13 protein-coding genes and 1 riboswitch are annotated in these 17518 nt (G+C 33.0%); of the genes, 5 read left to right on the forward strand and 8 right to left on the reverse strand.

Annotation, left to right across the window (positions count from 1 at the left end; translation table 11 throughout):
* Positions 1-86: 86 nt before the first annotated feature.
* A complete protein-coding gene (gene galE / locus ACWCL1_RS00355) occupies positions 87-1085 on the reverse strand; it encodes a UDP-glucose 4-epimerase GalE (protein ID WP_454544941.1) in 999 nt (332 codons plus the stop codon).
* Positions 1086-1307: 222 nt separating this feature from the next.
* On the opposite strand from galE, the gene ACWCL1_RS00360 reads away from it, so the two are divergent.
* Positions 1308-2033, forward strand: a complete 726-nt coding sequence (locus ACWCL1_RS00360) for a GntR family transcriptional regulator (protein WP_454544942.1) — start codon at positions 1308-1310, stop codon at positions 2031-2033.
* A 51-nt stretch (positions 2034-2084) separates the two neighbouring features.
* Here ACWCL1_RS00360 and ACWCL1_RS00365 read toward each other — a convergent pair whose 3' ends face one another.
* The gene (locus tag ACWCL1_RS00365; RefSeq protein ID WP_454544943.1) at positions 2085-3068 is read right to left on the reverse strand and encodes a GMP reductase; all 984 of its coding nucleotides are present in this window, start codon (positions 3066-3068) and stop codon (positions 2085-2087) included.
* A 149-nt stretch (positions 3069-3217) separates the two neighbouring features.
* A riboswitch (purine riboswitch) is annotated at positions 3218-3318 on the forward strand.
* 70 nt (positions 3319-3388) lie between these two features.
* On the opposite strand from ACWCL1_RS00365, the gene ACWCL1_RS00370 reads away from it, so the two are divergent.
* Both ACWCL1_RS00370 and ACWCL1_RS00375 read left to right on the forward strand, forming a co-directional pair.
* Complete coding sequence (locus tag ACWCL1_RS00370; protein WP_454544944.1) at positions 3389-3964, forward strand: xanthine phosphoribosyltransferase; 576 nt, start codon at positions 3389-3391, stop codon at positions 3962-3964.
* 1 nt (position 3965) lies between these two features.
* Complete coding sequence (locus ACWCL1_RS00375) at positions 3966-5309, forward strand: nucleobase:cation symporter-2 family protein (RefSeq protein WP_454544945.1); 1344 nt, start codon at positions 3966-3968, stop codon at positions 5307-5309.
* 38 nt (positions 5310-5347) lie between these two features.
* Here ACWCL1_RS00375 and cls read toward each other — a convergent pair whose 3' ends face one another.
* From cls to ACWCL1_RS00400, 5 genes are all read right to left on the reverse strand, one after another.
* The gene (gene cls / locus ACWCL1_RS00380) at positions 5348-6805 is read right to left on the reverse strand and encodes a cardiolipin synthase (protein WP_454544946.1); all 1458 of its coding nucleotides are present in this window, start codon (positions 6803-6805) and stop codon (positions 5348-5350) included.
* 90 nt (positions 6806-6895) lie between these two features.
* Positions 6896-7768, reverse strand: a complete 873-nt coding sequence (locus ACWCL1_RS00385) for an alpha/beta hydrolase (protein ID WP_454544947.1) — start codon at positions 7766-7768, stop codon at positions 6896-6898.
* A gap of 10 nt (positions 7769-7778) precedes the next feature.
* On the reverse strand, positions 7779-9083 hold the full coding sequence (locus ACWCL1_RS00390) for a PTS transporter subunit EIIC (protein WP_454544948.1): 1305 nt from the start codon (positions 9081-9083) through the stop codon (positions 7779-7781).
* A 105-nt stretch (positions 9084-9188) separates the two neighbouring features.
* Positions 9189-11387 carry an alpha-galactosidase gene (locus tag ACWCL1_RS00395; protein ID WP_454545236.1) on the reverse strand — a complete coding sequence of 733 codons (2199 nt, stop codon included), beginning with the start codon at positions 11385-11387 and terminating at the stop codon, positions 9189-9191.
* Positions 11388-11545: 158 nt separating this feature from the next.
* A complete protein-coding gene (locus tag ACWCL1_RS00400; protein ID WP_454544949.1) occupies positions 11546-12724 on the reverse strand; it encodes a cation:proton antiporter in 1179 nt (392 codons plus the stop codon).
* Between the two features lie 175 nt (positions 12725-12899).
* Between ACWCL1_RS00400 and ACWCL1_RS00405 the strand changes: the two genes are divergently transcribed.
* On the forward strand, positions 12900-15317 hold the full coding sequence (locus ACWCL1_RS00405) for a Xaa-Pro dipeptidyl-peptidase (protein WP_454544950.1): 2418 nt from the start codon (positions 12900-12902) through the stop codon (positions 15315-15317).
* A gap of 99 nt (positions 15318-15416) precedes the next feature.
* On the opposite strand, the gene ACWCL1_RS00410 is transcribed toward ACWCL1_RS00405, so the two are convergent.
* Complete coding sequence (locus ACWCL1_RS00410) at positions 15417-16256, reverse strand: DUF4097 family beta strand repeat-containing protein (protein ID WP_454544951.1); 840 nt, start codon at positions 16254-16256, stop codon at positions 15417-15419.
* A gap of 238 nt (positions 16257-16494) precedes the next feature.
* On the opposite strand from ACWCL1_RS00410, the gene ACWCL1_RS00415 reads away from it, so the two are divergent.
* A complete protein-coding gene (locus tag ACWCL1_RS00415; RefSeq protein WP_454544952.1) occupies positions 16495-17397 on the forward strand; it encodes a proline-specific peptidase family protein in 903 nt (300 codons plus the stop codon).
* Positions 17398-17518: the final 121 nt, after the last annotated feature.

Genomic DNA, 17518 nt, shown 5'->3' on the forward strand with positions numbered 1-17518 from the left:
TCGTATTTAATTGTTAGAATTTTTCAAAAACAATTAATTTAAATTTTTATAAAAAAAGACTATGACATCAATCATAGTCTTTGTTATTATCGATCTTCAAATCCATGTGGATGTTTAGAATGCCATGCCCATGCGGTTTCAATAATACTGTGAACATCGTCATACTTAGGATCCCATCCCAAAATTTCACGTGCTTTGCTTGAAGCAGCTACCAATGAATCTGGATCACCGCCACGACGACCTGCAATTTCCGCAGGAATTTCTTTACCAGTTACTTCACGTGCTGCTTTTAACATTTCTAAGTTTGAAAAGCCAGTTGATGAACCTAAGTTAAATGCATCTGATGGATTACCATCACGTAAATAATTCATCGCTAAAATATGAGCATCTGCTAAGTCATAGGGATGAACATAATCCCGAATGTTAGTTCCATCCGGAGTATTATAGTCATCTCCATAAATTTGAAGTTTATCACGTTCTCCTAATGCAACTTGTAAGATAATTGGTACAAGATGAGTTTCAGGACCATGATCTTCACCGATTGATCCATCTGGCTTTGCACCAGCAACATTAAAGTAGCGCAAAGCAACATATTTAATCCCATATGCTTCATCTGCCCACTTCATCATTTTTTCCATCATTAACTTACTTTCACCATATGGATTAATTGGATTTTGAGGATCAGATTCCTTAATTGGAGTATGATCTGGAATTCCATATGTTGCAGCTGAAGATGAAAATACAAGGTTTTTAACACCGACTTCTTTCATTACTTCAAGTAACTTAACTAATCCAGCTACATTGTTATCAAAATATTTTAATGGTTTGTGCATTGATTCTCCCACAAGAGAATAAGCTGCAAAGTGAATTACTGTATCAATATCTGGATTTTCTTTAAATACTTTGCGCATAAAATCTTTATCTGCAACATCACCTTCATAAAATTTAGCTTTGTCACTTACGGCTGCACGATGACCTGTTGCTAAATTGTCAACTACAACAGTATTTTCACCATTTTCAATTAACCGATCAACCATATGTGAACCAATATATCCGGCTCCGCCGACAACTAATACTGATGCCATAATATCCTCCTATACTAGAGTTGAACTCTTTTCAATTCTTTTATGTAAATTAACTTATTTAAAGATAAGTAAGCTACCTACTAAAGATTATATACTTTTTACATTTACTTTGCATCATTTAACGATTTAAAGCCCTTACTTGTCAATTGTTTTTTCTTGTGATTAACTTGTATAAGGAAAGATTTTTGTAAACTGCCTATTACAATCTAAGGAGTTAAACATATGGCTGAGTTAATATATCAACAAATTATTGCTGATTTAAAAAAGAAAATTTTTGCTGGAGAATTTTCAAATATGAAATTGCCTGATGAACGCAGCTTAGCAGAGCATTATGATGTTAGTCGCAGTTCAATTAAGCGGGCATTAAGTCGCATGGCAAATGATGGCATTATTTTTAAAAAACGTGGATCTGGAACTTTTATTAATCCACTTTACTTAAAAAATGAATCAGTTTTTAACTACGGATCTGGTAAAAATCTTGGTGTTTCAGATAACTTTCAGTTGAATGGAGAAAAACCTACTGTTAAAGTATTAAACTTTAACGTCACTCGTCCAACTGAAGAATTGCAACGCGATTTATTTTTAGATCCTGAAGATTTTGTTTATAAAATTGAACGGTTGCGCTTTTTTGATGAACAACCATTTATGATTGAAACTGGATATATCCCAATTAAATTACTTCCTAAATTAAGTACCGATATTCTGAAAAAATCAATTTTTGATTATGCTCAAGCTGAAACGAAACAATCTGTTTCAAAATCATTTATGTCTGTTTTTGCTGAACCTTCAACCCAACAAGATCAAGAACTTTTAAAATTAACTCCAGTTGAACCAGTCGGCGTTATGGAAGGCATTTTCTTTTTAGATAATGGTACTCCTTTTGAATTTTCACATATGCGCCTTCATTATAAATACATGAAATTCAATTCATTTGTTAGTATTAAATAAAAAAAGTGTGACAAAATTGCTAATGCAAGTTTTTGCCACACTCTTTTTATTTTAGTCACCTAAATGATCGCCATTCATAATTGTATTTTTTACAATGACATAATCGACTTCTTTAAGTGCATTTAAATCAATTCCACCAGCATATGAAATTGATGATTGTAAATCTTCTTTCATTGCTTTTAATGTTTCAGCAATTTTTCCTCTATATGGTACTAATAACTGTTTTCCTTCAACGTTATGTTCATGATTTTTTTGAACGGCTGAGGCTGAACCCCAGTATTTTTTATATTTCTTACCTTCAATTGTTACAACTTCACCGGGAGATTCAAGATGACCGGCAAACATCGAACCGATCATCACCATTGATGCTCCAAAACGAATTGATTTTGCAATATCACCATTATAACGAATTCCGCCATCCGCAACTAAAGGTTTTTGTGCTACTTGACCACATTGTTCTAATGCTGCTAGTTGCCAACCGCCCGTTCCAAAACCAGTTTTTAATTTTGTAATACATGCTTTCCCCGGTCCAATCCCTACTTTAGTAGCATCTGCTCCTGCACTTTCTAAATCGATTACTGCTTGAGGGGTTGCAATATTTCCTGCAATTACAAAAGTATTAGGTAGCTGCTTTTTTACATATTCAATCATTTTCATAACATAAATTGAATGTCCATGTGCAACATCAATAGTAATATAATCTGGATTTAATCCATTTGACTTAAGTTCATCTACAAAATCATATTCTGAATCCTTTATCCCCATTGAAATTGAAGAAATCTGATTGGCATTAGTCATTTCTTTCACAAAAGCTAATCTTTTTTGAGGTTCAAAGCGATGCATTACATAAAAATACCCATTGTCCGCAAGCCACTTAGCAAGATTTTCATCAACTACACTTGCCATATTAGCTGGAACAACAGGAATTTTAAAGCGATGATTACCAAATACGATACTAGGATCAGCATCTTTACGTGTTTTCAAAACACATTTATTCGGAATCAACTGAACATCTTCATAATCAAAGGTTTTCATTATTTATTATCTCCTACAAACATTAATAATAATCACTGATATTAGTATACCTAATCAAAAGAATTATTTCAAATAAATATCGAACATATCCACCATAATATATAATAATAATTCAATATAGAATTGACATTTATCAGAAATTAAACTACAATCATCAAATAAACCATGCTTATATAATCGCTATGATATGGTTAGCAAGTTTCTACCCGATACCGTAAACATTCGGACTATAAGCTGTTTTTTTTATATAATAGAATTTTGCTATTTTATCATCGATCATTGCGACTTTAAGCAAATTTTTTTACAAAGGAAGTTTACTCATGCAAACACTTAAACGTCGTATTCTCCAAGATGGTCAAGTCATCTCAAATGATATTTTAAAGGTTAATTCATTTCTTAATCATCAAATTGATCCCCTTTTAATGCAGCAAATTGGCCAAGAATTTAAAAAAATTTTTGCTGACCTGGCAATCACTAAAATTTTGACTATAGAATCTTCAGGTATTGCACCAGCTTTAATGACTGGTTTAGAATTCCAAGTTCCGGTTGTATTTGCTCGCAAAACTAAAAGTACCACTATGAGTTCTAATAACTATGCTGCAGATGTCTTTTCATATACTAAGCAAACTACAAATCACATCCTTGTTGATAAAAATTTTTTATCTTCAACTGATCATGTTTTAATTATTGATGACTTTCTTGCTAATGGCGAAGCCGTCCATGGATTAATTCAAATTTGTCAACAAGCGCAATGTCAAGTAAGCGGAATTGGAATTGTGATTGAAAAAGCCTTTCAACAAGGCGGAGAAAGGCTTTTAAAAGAAGGCTTTAATTTACATTCACTTGTCAAAATTAAATCACTTCAAAATCACACTGTTCAATTCGTGGAGGACTAACATGAAAAACAAAAAACAACTTAGTCATAAAAAAACACTTATCTTAGGCATTCAACATTTACTTGCAATGTATTCAGGAGCAATTGCAGTTCCATTACTAATCGGAACTGCCTTAAATTTTAACAGTTCTCAAATGACCTATCTAGTTTCAATTGATATTTTTATGTGTGGTTTAGCCACATTTTTACAACTTGCACGTAACCGGTATTTTGGGATTGGACTTCCCGTAATTTTAGGATGTGCAATTCAAGCTGTTGAGCCTTTAAAAATGATTGGTAAAGAATATTCAATTGGTACAATGTATGGTTCAATTATTGTTGCTGGAATCTTTGTGTTTTTAATTGCAGGTCAATTTTCCAAAATTCGCAAATTGTTTCCACCCGTTGTGACTGGCAGTTTAATCACCGTGATTGGGTTAACTTTAATTCCGATTGCCATTCAAAATTTAGGTGGCGGAGATGCAACGGCTAAAAATTTTGGTGCGATTCCTAACTTATTAGTTGGAGGAATTACGATTTTAGTAATTTTAGGTATTCAATTTTGGACGCATGGTTTCTTACGTTCAATTGCTGTTTTAATCGGCTTAATCATTGGTACAATTGTTGCTTCATTTTTAGGAATGGTTTCACTAAAGCCCATCATGCAAGCTGCATGGTTTCATATTCCCCAACCATTTTATTTTGGAATTCCTCACTTCCAACTTTCTGCTTCATTAACAATGATTATTATTGCATTGGTTTCAATGATTGAATCAACGGGAGTTTTTTTTGCTCTTGGAAACTTACTTAATAAAGAAATCACTGCAACTGATTTAAAAAAAGGATACCGTGCAGAAGGTCTGGCTGTAATTTTAGGTGGGTTATTTAACACCTTCCCTTACACTACTTTTTCTCAAAACGTTGGTTTATTAGAATTATCTGGAATTAAATCAAAGAAGCCGATTTATTGGGCTGCATGCTTACTAATGTTAATGGGACTTCTTCCTAAAATTGGTGCTTTAGCCACAATCATTCCTACTCCTGTTTTAGGCGGTGCAATGCTAGTAATGTTTTCGATGATTAGTATTCAAGGAATCAGAATGCTCTTTAATGTTGATTTTACCGATGAACGCAATTCGTTAATTGTTGCCCTTTCAATAGGAAGTGGCTTAGGCGTTTCGGTTTATCCACAAATTTTCCAATCTTTACCACAAGCATTGCAATTATTTTTAGGAAATGGCATTGTAATTGCAAGTATTTGCGCAGTCGGATTGAATTTAATTTTAAAACATCCACAAATTGATTCTAAAATCACACCTACAGATGAAAAAGAGATTGCTAAAGAATTTAATCAAATTGAGAAATAAAAAAGGAAGGTCGCAAAAAAGTGACCTTCCTTTTTTATTTAAAGTGTTGGTGACAATAATCTTGAGAAATATTGTTTAAATTTACGCCAACGTGATTGTTGTTCAAAATATTCTGGTGTCAATAACGTGCATTTTTCTAAATCTTTTTCATAGATTGCCTTTAACTGTTTTGTTAAATTTGAATCATAACAAAATGCATTGCATTCAAAATTTAGTTTAAAACTGCGAAAATCTAAGTTAGCTGAACCTACTGAGGAAATCGTATCATCAGTAATCATGGTTTTAGCATGTAAAAAGCCATTGTCATACCGATAAACTTTTACTCCATTATTTACAAGATACTTCGCATAATATTCTGTAGCCCGATAAACAAATGGATGATCAGGTTTGCATGGGATCATAATGCGAACATCTACTCCCGAAAGTGCTGCAATCACTAAGGATTCAATTACAGAATCATCTGGAATTAAATATGGAGTTTGAATATACAAGTAATGTTGTGCTGTTGAAATAATTTTTTGATATCCTCTTTTAATTGGTTGGCGTTCACTATCAGGACCAGAAGACACAATTTGCATCTTAGTATGTCCGTTGCCTTCAAATACCGGAAAATACTTTTTTTCAAATTCAAATCGAGGAGTGGTCGTCCGCCGACAAGTTGTATTCCAATCCATCATAAACCGCGCTTGCATTTGAATAACAGCCATTCCATAAACACGCATATGAGTATCTCGCCAATATCCATATTTTTCTAATCGACCTAAATATTGATCTCCAATGTTAAATCCGCCAATATATCCAATTTTACCATCAATAATAACAAGTTTACGGTGATCATGATAGTTTAATCGCGGAGTAGTAATAACTTGCTTGGAAGAACTTGAAATAAATCCTTGAGCTTCACCACCAAGTTTTTCCAATTTTTTGAAAAATTTATAGTTGGTTCCTTTTGAACCCCACATATCATATAAGACCCGTACTTCTACGCCACGAGCAGCAGCATCTTCCAATGCATGTAAAACTTCATGACCAATGTCATCAGCATAAAATGTATAAAATTCAACGTGAATACTTTCTTGTGCATCTTTAATGTCAGCTAATAAAGAATCAAAAAACGCCCGTCCATCATCAAACAGCTTGGTTTGATTATTTGTAGTTAAAAAAGCTCCTTCTGATTCTAAAAACAAATGCTCTAGTTCACGTTCTTGCTGAGTGCTTCCTTTGTCTAGATCACGTTTCTGCCACATTTCTTTTTGGCGTTTTGTTAATGAGTTAATAACTTTTTCTTGTTCTTTTTGAATCGTAAAAATTTTATCATGTGAAATTTTTCGTCCAACAAATAAATATAAAATAAACCCAAAAACAGGAATAAATACAAGCACTAAAAGCCATGCCCATGTTGTTGAGATATCTCTTTTTTCATGAAAAACCGTAACAATTGCCGCAAACAAGTTGATAAACCAAATTATTCCAACAATAATTCCAAACGTCTCCAAAAAACGCCTCTCCTTTAATGTAAAAGTGTTATATTTTTATTTTACCAAAAGCCTTAATCTTTGGGGAGTTTGATTTAGAATTTTTATAATTTATTTCTTTTCACTTTGACTATTTCCTACTGGACTATTATTTGTTCCTGGATTACTTAAAATATATTTTTGAATCAAATCTACAATTTGATGATTTTGAGGCAAATCTGAATGTTGCGCATCGACCCCAGTAACCGTGATCTCCGTATAATGCGCTACTTGTCCCTGATACACATATTTTTCAGCTTCCACACTTTGCAAAGGAACAAGCCCATCTGAATCATAATTTTTAGTTCCAGCAACTGAAAAGACCGTTAAATCATGCGGAATGTTCTTTTTATCTTTTATAAAATCTGCTAACATTTGCGTTTTATATTTTAGATTTGACTCACCAAAGTTAAAAGGTGAACCAATTGTCATTAAACTGGTCATTTTAACATCATAATCTTGATAATATTTTTCCAAAAAAGCCGTATATACTAATCCGCCATTTGAATGCCCAATTGCTTTATAGTTATTAAAATAATATCGTTTTTGCAGCGATTTAAATGCCCTATTAAACATTTTAGCTTGTTTTAAAATGTTACTGTAACCATCATGATTATTTTCAAATCCAACTACAATGATTGGTTCATTATCACCTGTGCGAATTTTACCATAATACTTAATTTTCCCATTATTAAATACTTTAACTTTCAGTAAGCTATGTTTCTGATGATCAGTTTCATTCAGCAACTTAACCATACCATCAAAGCGGTTAATTGAAGCTGAACTTCCAGGAATCATAATTACTGGTGATAACCGTGAATTTTGCCATTTTCCTAATTCATTAATATTTTTTTTAGTCCATAAATATGAAGGAATTGCTAATAAAATCATGATGCCAATCGCAATTAGCAATACCATTTTACTTTTTTGTTTTCTAACTGTCATCTTGACACCTCTAAATTATTTGCAAGCGTGGTGATTGTTCAATAATCCGTACTTCAATTTGTTCTGAGAGTTTTACAAACGGAATATAAAGTAAAACATCAATTACTAATGCTAGTATTCCAATTAATAATGCTGCAAAATTTCCGCCAGTTCCAATAAATGCACTTAATACTCCTGGTGTATCAAGTGGTGTAGGATAAGTAACTGGTGGCATTATATGCAAATGAATTGCCAACGCTGCAATTAACATATTCAAAACTGGAGTTGCAATAAATGGAACTATATAAAGTGGATTAAGTAAAACTGGAATTCCTAATAAGATTGGCTGACTAGCATTAAATAAAACTGGAAAGATTGACCACCGTGCAACACGGTGATAACGCGTAGTTTTAGCAACTAAAATAATTGCAATTACTAATGCTAAAGTTATTCCCACTCCACCAAAAGTGCCAAAACTATGATATAAAGTTGTTTGGGTGTATTTATATGGAACATTCCACGGACTATGGTGTTTTAATGCATATGTTAAATCCGCAACTGCAGCTGGATCATCATTAAAACTATTCGTACTATAAGGTCCAATAAAACCAAACCAAGCAAAAAAACTTGTCCAGCCACCTAAAATCACTGTCATTAACAACCCATGTTTTTTAGATGATAATGATTGATAGTAAGCTGAAATTGCTTGCGGAACTTGATAACGATAAATTTCAATAAAAATTTGGTTTACAATAATTGCTAATGTCAGTGAAACTAATATTGGAAAAATCATTTGATAGTTTTTTTCAAAGGAATCAGTATGAATTGAACTTTGTTTATGCATTAATCTAAAAATTTGCCCTACAATAAAGCCAACTACTACTCCCATAAAAATTCCTTGCATACCAATCAGCCGATTATTGACGTTAAATTGAAGAAAAGTTTGTGCATTATAGCTTTGCTGGATTGGACGCAATGCAATGATTAAAAATGCTAACATTCCAGTAATTCCAGCCATTTGGTTATTTTTATGATATAGTTTTGTGGTATATCGAGCCGCTTGATATGCTGCTAGTACGGCTAATATTTTTACAGTTAACATACTAAAGGTCGCAAACATTGATCTAATACGAGCAACATGTGGAAGCCATTTGGTAATGTAAAAAACATTACCAATAAATCCTGCACTAGATAAAATTGAAACATTAATTACTGATGCAATACTTCCTAATGCGGCAAAAGGAAATAGTGCAATCATAGTTTTGCGCATCACTTTAACAAAAGAAAAACGATACAATCTAAGTGCTAAATTAACTAATCGTTGTGAAAATTCCATTTATATCCCTGGTTTCTTGTAAGCTATTTTTAATTATACAATTAAAAATACCTTGAACCCACAATATGCTATTAATTTTCAGTAAGTTCAAGGTATTTTCATATTTTAATTAATTAACTTAAAATGATAACGCTTAGAAGTATAATCTGAATGATATAGTGGATCAAAAAATCCAATGTTCATTAATTCATCCCCACCAAAAATTTCTTTGGTGTCAACGTTTTGATACATTGCATCTGCATTTATTGCTATTAATTTAGTAATCGTTGAGATTGGTTGTGCATTTCCAAAAGTTTTAAAAGTGGTTACTATAAATTCATCTTTATTAGGTGAAACTACCATCCATGCACACTCATTAGTATTAAATGGATTTTTCAAACGATAAAAATCACCAAATTGAATTAATTTTCGATTTTGTTTATACCACTCAACTTGTTTTTGAACTTCTGCTTGTTCAGTAGCCGTCATTTGAGTCAAATCTAATTCATATCCAAAAACTGCACTCATTGCACAATTTGCACGCGTTTCTAAACTAACAATTCGATTAGTTTGTTGATTAGGCACTACCGAAATATGTGCCGTCATTACAGAAGGTGGATATACTAATGAAGTTGCATATTGAATTTCTTGCCGTGCAACTGCATCAGTATTATCACTAGTCCATGTTTGAGGCATATAATATGTAATTCCCATATCAAAACGACCGCCACCACCAGAACAACCTTCAAATAAAATATTTGGAAAATCAGCTGTTAATTCAGCGAGCATTTCATAGACACCCAGAACATAGCGATGAAATACTTCACCTTGTTGATCTGCTGGCAGTTCACTAGAATAAACATCAGATAAATGCCGGTTCATATCCCACTTCACATAATCAACATCATTTTCACGTAAAACCTTTTTGATTTGAGTAACAATATTTCGCCGCACATCTTTGCGTGTTAAATCAAGCAAATATTCATTTCTTGAAGGAGCTGGTTTTCTTCCAGGAACTTGCATTAAATAATCGGGATGTTCACGATATAAATCCGAATCATATGAAATCATTTCTGGTTCAAACCATAATCCAAATTGCAGTCCTTTTGAGTGCACATAATCAACAAAATGTTTCAAGCCATGTGGAAATTTTCGTTGATCAACCTTCCAATCTCCCAATGATGTATTGTCATCATCACGATGACCAAACCAGCCATCATCAAGCACAAACATTTCAATCCCAAGTTTTTTAGCATCATCTACAATTGATCTTAATTTATTTTCATCAAAATCCATAAAGGTTGCTTCCCAATTATTTACAAGAATTGGACGTTCTTTATGTCGGAATCTTTTTGGCACAAGTCGTTCTGCAATGAGATGGTGGAAAGTTTGACTCATTTGATTAAGTCCTTTTGGAGAATATACCATTACTGCTTCTGGAGATTGAAAACTTTCATGCTGTTCTAATTTCCAACTAAAATTATAATCATTAATTCCAGTAATTACACGCGTTTGTTCAATTTGATCACGTTCAATTTGCAATTGATAATTACCAGAATAAACTAGTGTAAATCCAAACGCATCGCCTTGATTTTCCGTAGTCGTTGGATCAACTAAAGCAATAAAATTATTCATTTGATGACTTGTTGAGCCACGTTTACTTTCAAAACTGCGAATCCCTCGATTTAATCTTTCACGTTCCATTTGTCTTTCAGCAGCATGAGCTCCTGGAAGACTGATTACATCAAAATCACGTGCAGGAAAATCCAGTTGCATCGAAGCAATTTTTTCTAAGTAAACTGGATTTTCACTTTGATTTTGAACTTGAATAGAGCGCGTAATAACAGCTCGCTTTGCATAAATCGTATATAATAAATCTAACTTAATATTGCTAACATGATCAGTCAATGTCACAATTAATGTTTGCGCTTCATCATCAGAATCTGTATACGTACTTGGCAATCCTTTTAATTTAGGCTTACCATTTTCAATTCTAAAGGATTCAAATTGAAAGCGACTACTATATGACCCATTTGCCTGATGGACAATGATTGCAGGAGTACGATAATCATCAATTCCATTTGTACTATATTCCTGTCGTAATGTATCAGGAGAAAATGTACGATCTAATGATCCAGGCAAATTTCCTGAAAATCCACGATCAACATGCGGATATTTCATTTCATCATGATATTGACGAACTGCTTTGCCAAAGTACAGGTGGCTTAATAAGCCACCTTCTTCAATTTGAAAAAGATAAGAAATCAAGTCATTGTGTAAGTGAAATGTCTTGGTTTCTTCATTAAAATCAATTAATTTTTGCATTGCGATCTCACCTTTCATCAAAAAAGTAAGCGCTTCCTAAAACACAATTACATTATAATTGATTTCACTTTAAAAGTAAAAGGAAATTAAAAAGTGTGATTTCAATTCAAGAAAGTTCAATCTTTGCTTAAATCTTTTTGAAACCACACTTTTTTGAATTAATTTTGTTGTTCATTTCTAATTTGACGCTTAATTGCACCTTTAAGCATGAATGGTGCTGCTAAAGTCGTTAAAATAATGACAAAAATAACTGCAGAATAGTAATCTGGCGATAGTAATTTTGATTGATATCCAATTTGAGCAATAATCAACGCCATTTCGCCCCGTGAAACCATTCCTGAACCAATGATATTCATAGAATCAAAATCCATACCAACCATTTTTACTCCAACGCCACATCCAAGCCATTTAGTTAGCAAGGCTAAAATTGTCAAGGCAATAATAAAGAAGAGGTCTTTAATAAAACCATCAAATGTCATATTTAATCCAATGCTGACAAAAAACATTGGAATAAACACTGCATATCCAATTGGCTCAATGTTGGAATCAACTTCTTGTTTATACGGAGTTTGAGCAATTGCAACTCCCGCAAAAAATGAACCTACAACGTCACTTAACCCAACTAATTCTGCAAGCCATGCCATCCCTAAGCATAGTACAAGTGACATTAAAATTACTGATGCAGAGATCGTTAACCTTTCTCCTAAACGCATCATCTTTGGTGCAATCCACTTAAATAACAGGTAAATTACCACAAAGTAAGCTGCATCTAAAATTAAACTCATCCCAATGCTATTGCTATGATGCTCCCCCTGTGAACTTGATACATTACTAAACATACTGATTAAGACACTTAAAATCATTACTGAAATGATATCATCAATTACAGCTGCCCCTAGTATGGTTGTTCCTTCTTTAGAGTTTAATCGCTTTAACTCTTTTAAAACTTCAACTGAAATTGAAACCGAAGTTGCTGCAAAAGTTACTCCCAGAAAAATGGCTTGTTCATTATTAAAATGAAATAGTCTTCCAAAAAGATAAACTAATCCAATTGGAAAGATAACTCCACTAATTGCCACCACAACTGAAGGTTTAAAATATTTCTTCAACATTCCTAAATCGCTTTCTAATCCAGCGATAAACATTAAAATAATCACTCCGATTTCAGAGAAAAAATGCATAAATTCATTGTCATGAATCCAGCCAAGCATTGCAGGTCCTAATAAAATTCCTACTAACAGTTGTCCAATTACTGCTGGAATCCCAATTCTTCTACTAAAGTGTCCTGCAAATGCAGTTGAAATTAAAACTAAACTTAACGTACCTAAAAATTCCAAAATGGAACATCCTTTCACTCAAAATTACAAAAAAAGAGAGTTCGCCTCTATATGACAAACTCCACTTCGAACAAATATTTTTATTCTATTTTATCATTGATGAATTTATTTGTCATCTCCTAAGAAAAAATCTGATTATGATATACTTATATTAAATTAGATGGGAGGAATCAATATGAAAATCAATCAATTCGCACATCTTGAGGTTCCATATGATACTAAAATCAAAGAATTAAAACGCATTAATTTTTTAGATGACCGCATGTTAACAATGTCATTAAATTCTCTTTTCCTTTCACTATTAAGAAAAGCAATGCTTGAAGTCCAAAGTGAAACCATCTTTAATCAAAAACTTCATGCTCTACTTGCAACTAGTGAACTTGATTTAGCAGAATATTTAAGAGACAATCAAATCGATGCCACTGTTTTTTATAGTATTGCAATGCAATTACTTGAATTTGAGGTTGATGATGATTTTGATATCACAAAACCATTTGAAAAAATGGATGAGTATCAACTATTTCACCACGTAACAATCAATAACCAAAAAGAGCTTGTTTCCGCTTGGTATGATCTTTTATGTACACATACTAAAAATGGCAGAACTTATCTTGATACCTTAGCAGCTAAAGGATATTTCAAACAATTTTGGGAACTTCCGGTTGATCAAAAACCAATTTTCTTTAATGGTAAAAGTCAACCAGTATTTAACACATCTAAATTAATTCGGGATGTTGTTTATGTTGAATCCTCATTAGATACAGATCATGATGGCAAACGTGATTTACTAAAGGCTGAAATCATTCGCCCTGCAGATACATTATTAGGATTAAAAGTACCAGCATTATATACTGCAAGTCCATATAATCAAGGAACTAATGACCAAACTGCCGAAAAGATTACTCATAATGTAGATGTCCCATTAAAACGTAAAGAACCTAATCAAATTAAATATGAAGATATTGAATATCATAATGAACATATTGAATTGCCACCTCAAAGAACTGCCGCTGGCAAATCTCAAGCCGCAGAAGAAACATTTGACCATGCTAAAGCTGTTCCATTAAATGACTATTTTCTTGCACGGGGGTTTGCTGTAGTTTATGCTGCTGGAATTGGAACCATGGATTCTGATGGCGAACGAACTTGTGGTTCAAAAGAAGAAACTCTTTCTACAACTGCAATCATTGAGTGGCTAGCAGGAGATCGCAAAGCTTTTACTAATAAAACTGATAACATTGAAATTAAAGCATGGTGGTGCAACGGATCAATTGCAATGACTGGTAAATCATACTTAGGAACACTTGCAACTGCTGCTGCAACTACTGGAGTTAAGGGATTAAAAACAATTATTTCAGAAGCAGCCATTTCAAGTTGGTATGATTACTATCGCGATGGTGGATTAGTAATTGCTCCTGGTGGATTTCCTGGTGAAGATGCTGATGTACTTGCTGAAGAGTGTTTCAGTCGGCAAAAACAAGCGGGGGACTACTTAAAAATTAAGGACCAATTTAATGATGATCTTGCACAAATTACTAAAGATCAAGATCGAAATACTGGTGATTACAATCGTTTTTGGGATGCACGTAACTACTTAAAAGACGTGCAAAATATCAAATGTGATGTTGTAATGGTTCATGGATTAAATGACTGGAATGTAAAACCACGCAATGTATTTAATTTATATAATGCACTTGAAAATCTTCCGATCCAAAAGAAACTATTTCTTCATCAAGGTCAACATATTTACATCGATAACTTCCAGTCAATTGACTTTACTGACATGATGAATTTATGGTTGTCCAATAAATTATATGGCATCAAAAACCATGCAAATGAATTATTGCCAGATGTATGTGTCCAAGATAACAGTACTGAAGAAACCTGGCATACATTTAGTGGATGGCACACTGATAATCCTCAAAAGCATGAATATCAATTTGCCCCAAATCATTTAACAGATGTGTCTGCAAATGAAACTTTAACATTTAACGACCACTTAAGTGAAGCTGATTTCAATCTTTATAAGCAAGATTGGAATAAATGGCAATTTGACTTACTTAGTGATCAATCGAATGCATTAAGCCATAATCGGTTAATTTTTAAAACTGATAAGTTTCTCAATGATGTTTATCTCCAAGGAGCCCCACACATTAAATTAAAGGTTTCATCTGATCATGATAAAGGCATGTTAAGTTTCATGCTCGTTGATTTTGGAAAAGCGAAACGTTTAGGCGAAAACCCAAGTCTTTTAGGCACAAAAATCCTTGATGCTGGATATCAATGGCGTGAAAATGATTTGATGGAATTCAAATTAACTAAAGAAACTCCATGGAAAATGATTACTAAAGGACACATTAATCTTCAAAACCGGCAATTTGCTTGGAAAACAGATGACCTTAAACCAAATCAATTCTATGAATTAGAAGTGGAATTACAACCAACATTTTATCATCTGCTTAATGGTCATCAACTAGGATTAGTAGTATATTCTACTGATATGGAAATGACTATACGAGGAAATGAAGACATCAATTACTCGCTTGACCTTAATGACTGTCACCTATCTGTTGATTTTGAGGAATTAATTTAACAAGGTGTGACAAAAGCTTTTAAATAAGCATAGCATAAGTTAGAAATGCACATAGCAAAAAGACTGTGAGAAATCACAGTCTTTTTTTTGTATTTTTAATTAAATTACTTCAATGTCTTTATACACATCAAGATGTCCTGCTGTTGTTAAAAAAGTTGCTCCCTTTGTACCATCCTTATGACTTGGCAATCCCTTAACAATAGCTGAATTTTCTAAATCATTTCCACGCACGGCTGCAATCGTAATCGTTGGTGCTTTAATGGCACGTAAACTTAAATCGCCTACATCGGTAGTTAGTTTAAAATCACCCGTAGCGGTAAATTCTCGTACAGAAACATCCCCAGCTCCTAATGTAATCTTGCCATCATTAAATTCATCTTTGCGTAATTTTAAGTTTCCTTCGTCAATTGAAGCAATCAATCGATCTTCAATGTTAATTTGATCAAACAAAACATCGCCGGTACCATCATCTAAAATAAATTGCTCAATATCCATCATTTTCATCACTAAATTGCTTTCTTGAGTACTTATATTTAGTTTTTTAAATCGTGAATATGCAAGTGTGACTGCACCTGAATTAGTTTTTAAAAAAATTTGCGGAATTATTATATTACTAATTGCAACATCTCCACTATCAACTGTCGCTTTGATGTCGATTTGTTCTTTTGGTGGTAAGGTAATTTCTAAGCGACTTTTACCAATTGCAAATTTGAAAGCTAATGAATGTGTTAAATTTTCTAAGCCTCTTTTTTCATGAATGTTTAAAACTGTCCCCTCTTGCTTAACAATCAATCTATCATGATCATTTTTTTCATCATAGTAAATTACACTTAATGCATCACCTTGATGAATAACTAAGTCCGTACTAGTTAAGTCAATTCTTAACTTCTTAAATGAATTAACATCAAATACATGTGCAAATTGTTTTTTGTTAAACACTGTCTTCACCTCTCAAACTTCTTTCCTCTTTAATCATACTATGAACTTTGTTTGTGCTAAAGCACTAGTTTTTTGAAAATAACTCCGCCCATTAACGTCACATTTCATCTTTTTCCATACACTTATTATATATCAAAAATAAATAACTATTTAGATTAACCATCTTTTTATTAAATTTGGGTAAAAGCTTAGAATAGTGCTACAATGAAATTAATTTATGAAGAAATAGGGTGAGAAAATGCGTGAAGGCACTAAAATTATTACATTAGACAATGGCTATCATCTTTGGACACATACAAGCGGACAAGGAGATATTAAACTACTTTGTTTACACGGCGGACCTGGAGGAAATCATGAATATTGGGAAAACTTTGGTGAAGAACTTGCAGATCTTGGTGTCCAAGTTACTATGTATGATCAACTTGGTTCCTGGTATTCTGACCAACCTGATTACTCTAATCCACAAATTGCAAATAAGTATCTTACATACGAATACTATCTTGAAGAAGTTGAAGAAGTGCGTCAAAAATTAGGCTTAGATAATTTTTACTTAATTGGACAATCTTGGGGCGGTGCATTAGCAATGATGTATGCACTCAAATACGGTCAACATCTTAAAGGATTAATTATCTCATCAATGGTCGACAACATCAATGAATATTTGGAACATATTAATTATCTGCGCGAAAAAACACTTACTCCAACAGAAATTGCTTACATGAAAGAATGTGAAGCAACTAATAATCTTGATAATCCACGTTATCAAAAATATGTTGACATTTTAAACCGTGAATATGTTGATCGTAAGCAACCTGAACAAATTCGCCATTTAGTTACAACAATGGCTACTCCAGTATATAATGCCTTTCAAGGAAATAATGAATTTGTGGTTACTGGTAAATTAAAAGAATGGGATATTCGTGATCGCATTAAAGATATCGTTGTTCCTACACTTTTAACATTTGGTGAACACGAAACTATGCCATTATCTTCTGCTCGGCGAATGGCACAAGATATTCCACACGCTCGCTTAGAAACTACTCCTGGTGGCGGCCATCATCATATGATAGATAATGCTCCAGTTTACTTTGCTCACTTAAGAAAATTTTTAAGTGATGTTGAACAAAACGAATTTGAATAATGTGTTGGTGAAAAAGTGAAGGTGTGACAAGCTTCTTTTAAAAGTTTAGTCACATCTTTTTTATTGAATCGTTTTCTTACTTAAATACTATATTAAAATTCACTTTTTCTTCTTCAATTTA

The organism is Ligilactobacillus sp. LYQ135 (assembly GCF_053711055.1).

Bases quoted from the DNA above. Each gene is read 5' to 3' on its own strand.
- galE (WP_454544941.1), bottom strand. From the start codon at position 1,085: ATGGCATCAGTATTAGTTGTCGGCGGAGCCGGATATATTGGTTCACAT.
- ACWCL1_RS00360 (WP_454544942.1), top strand. From the start codon at position 1,308: ATGGCTGAGTTAATATATCAACAAATTATTGCTGATTTAAAAAAGAAA.
- ACWCL1_RS00365 (WP_454544943.1), bottom strand. From the start codon at position 3,068: ATGAAAACCTTTGATTATGAAGATGTTCAGTTGATTCCGAATAAATGT.
- ACWCL1_RS00370 (WP_454544944.1), top strand. From the start codon at position 3,389: ATGCAAACACTTAAACGTCGTATTCTCCAAGATGGTCAAGTCATCTCA.
- ACWCL1_RS00375 (WP_454544945.1), top strand. From the start codon at position 3,966: ATGAAAAACAAAAAACAACTTAGTCATAAAAAAACACTTATCTTAGGC.
- ACWCL1_RS00385 (WP_454544947.1), bottom strand. From the start codon at position 7,768: ATGACAGTTAGAAAACAAAAAAGTAAAATGGTATTGCTAATTGCGATT.
- ACWCL1_RS00390 (WP_454544948.1), bottom strand. From the start codon at position 9,083: ATGGAATTTTCACAACGATTAGTTAATTTAGCACTTAGATTGTATCGT.
- ACWCL1_RS00395 (WP_454545236.1), bottom strand. From the start codon at position 11,387: ATGCAAAAATTAATTGATTTTAATGAAGAAACCAAGACATTTCACTTA.
- ACWCL1_RS00405 (WP_454544950.1), top strand. From the start codon at position 12,900: ATGAAAATCAATCAATTCGCACATCTTGAGGTTCCATATGATACTAAA.
- ACWCL1_RS00415 (WP_454544952.1), top strand. From the start codon at position 16,495: ATGCGTGAAGGCACTAAAATTATTACATTAGACAATGGCTATCATCTT.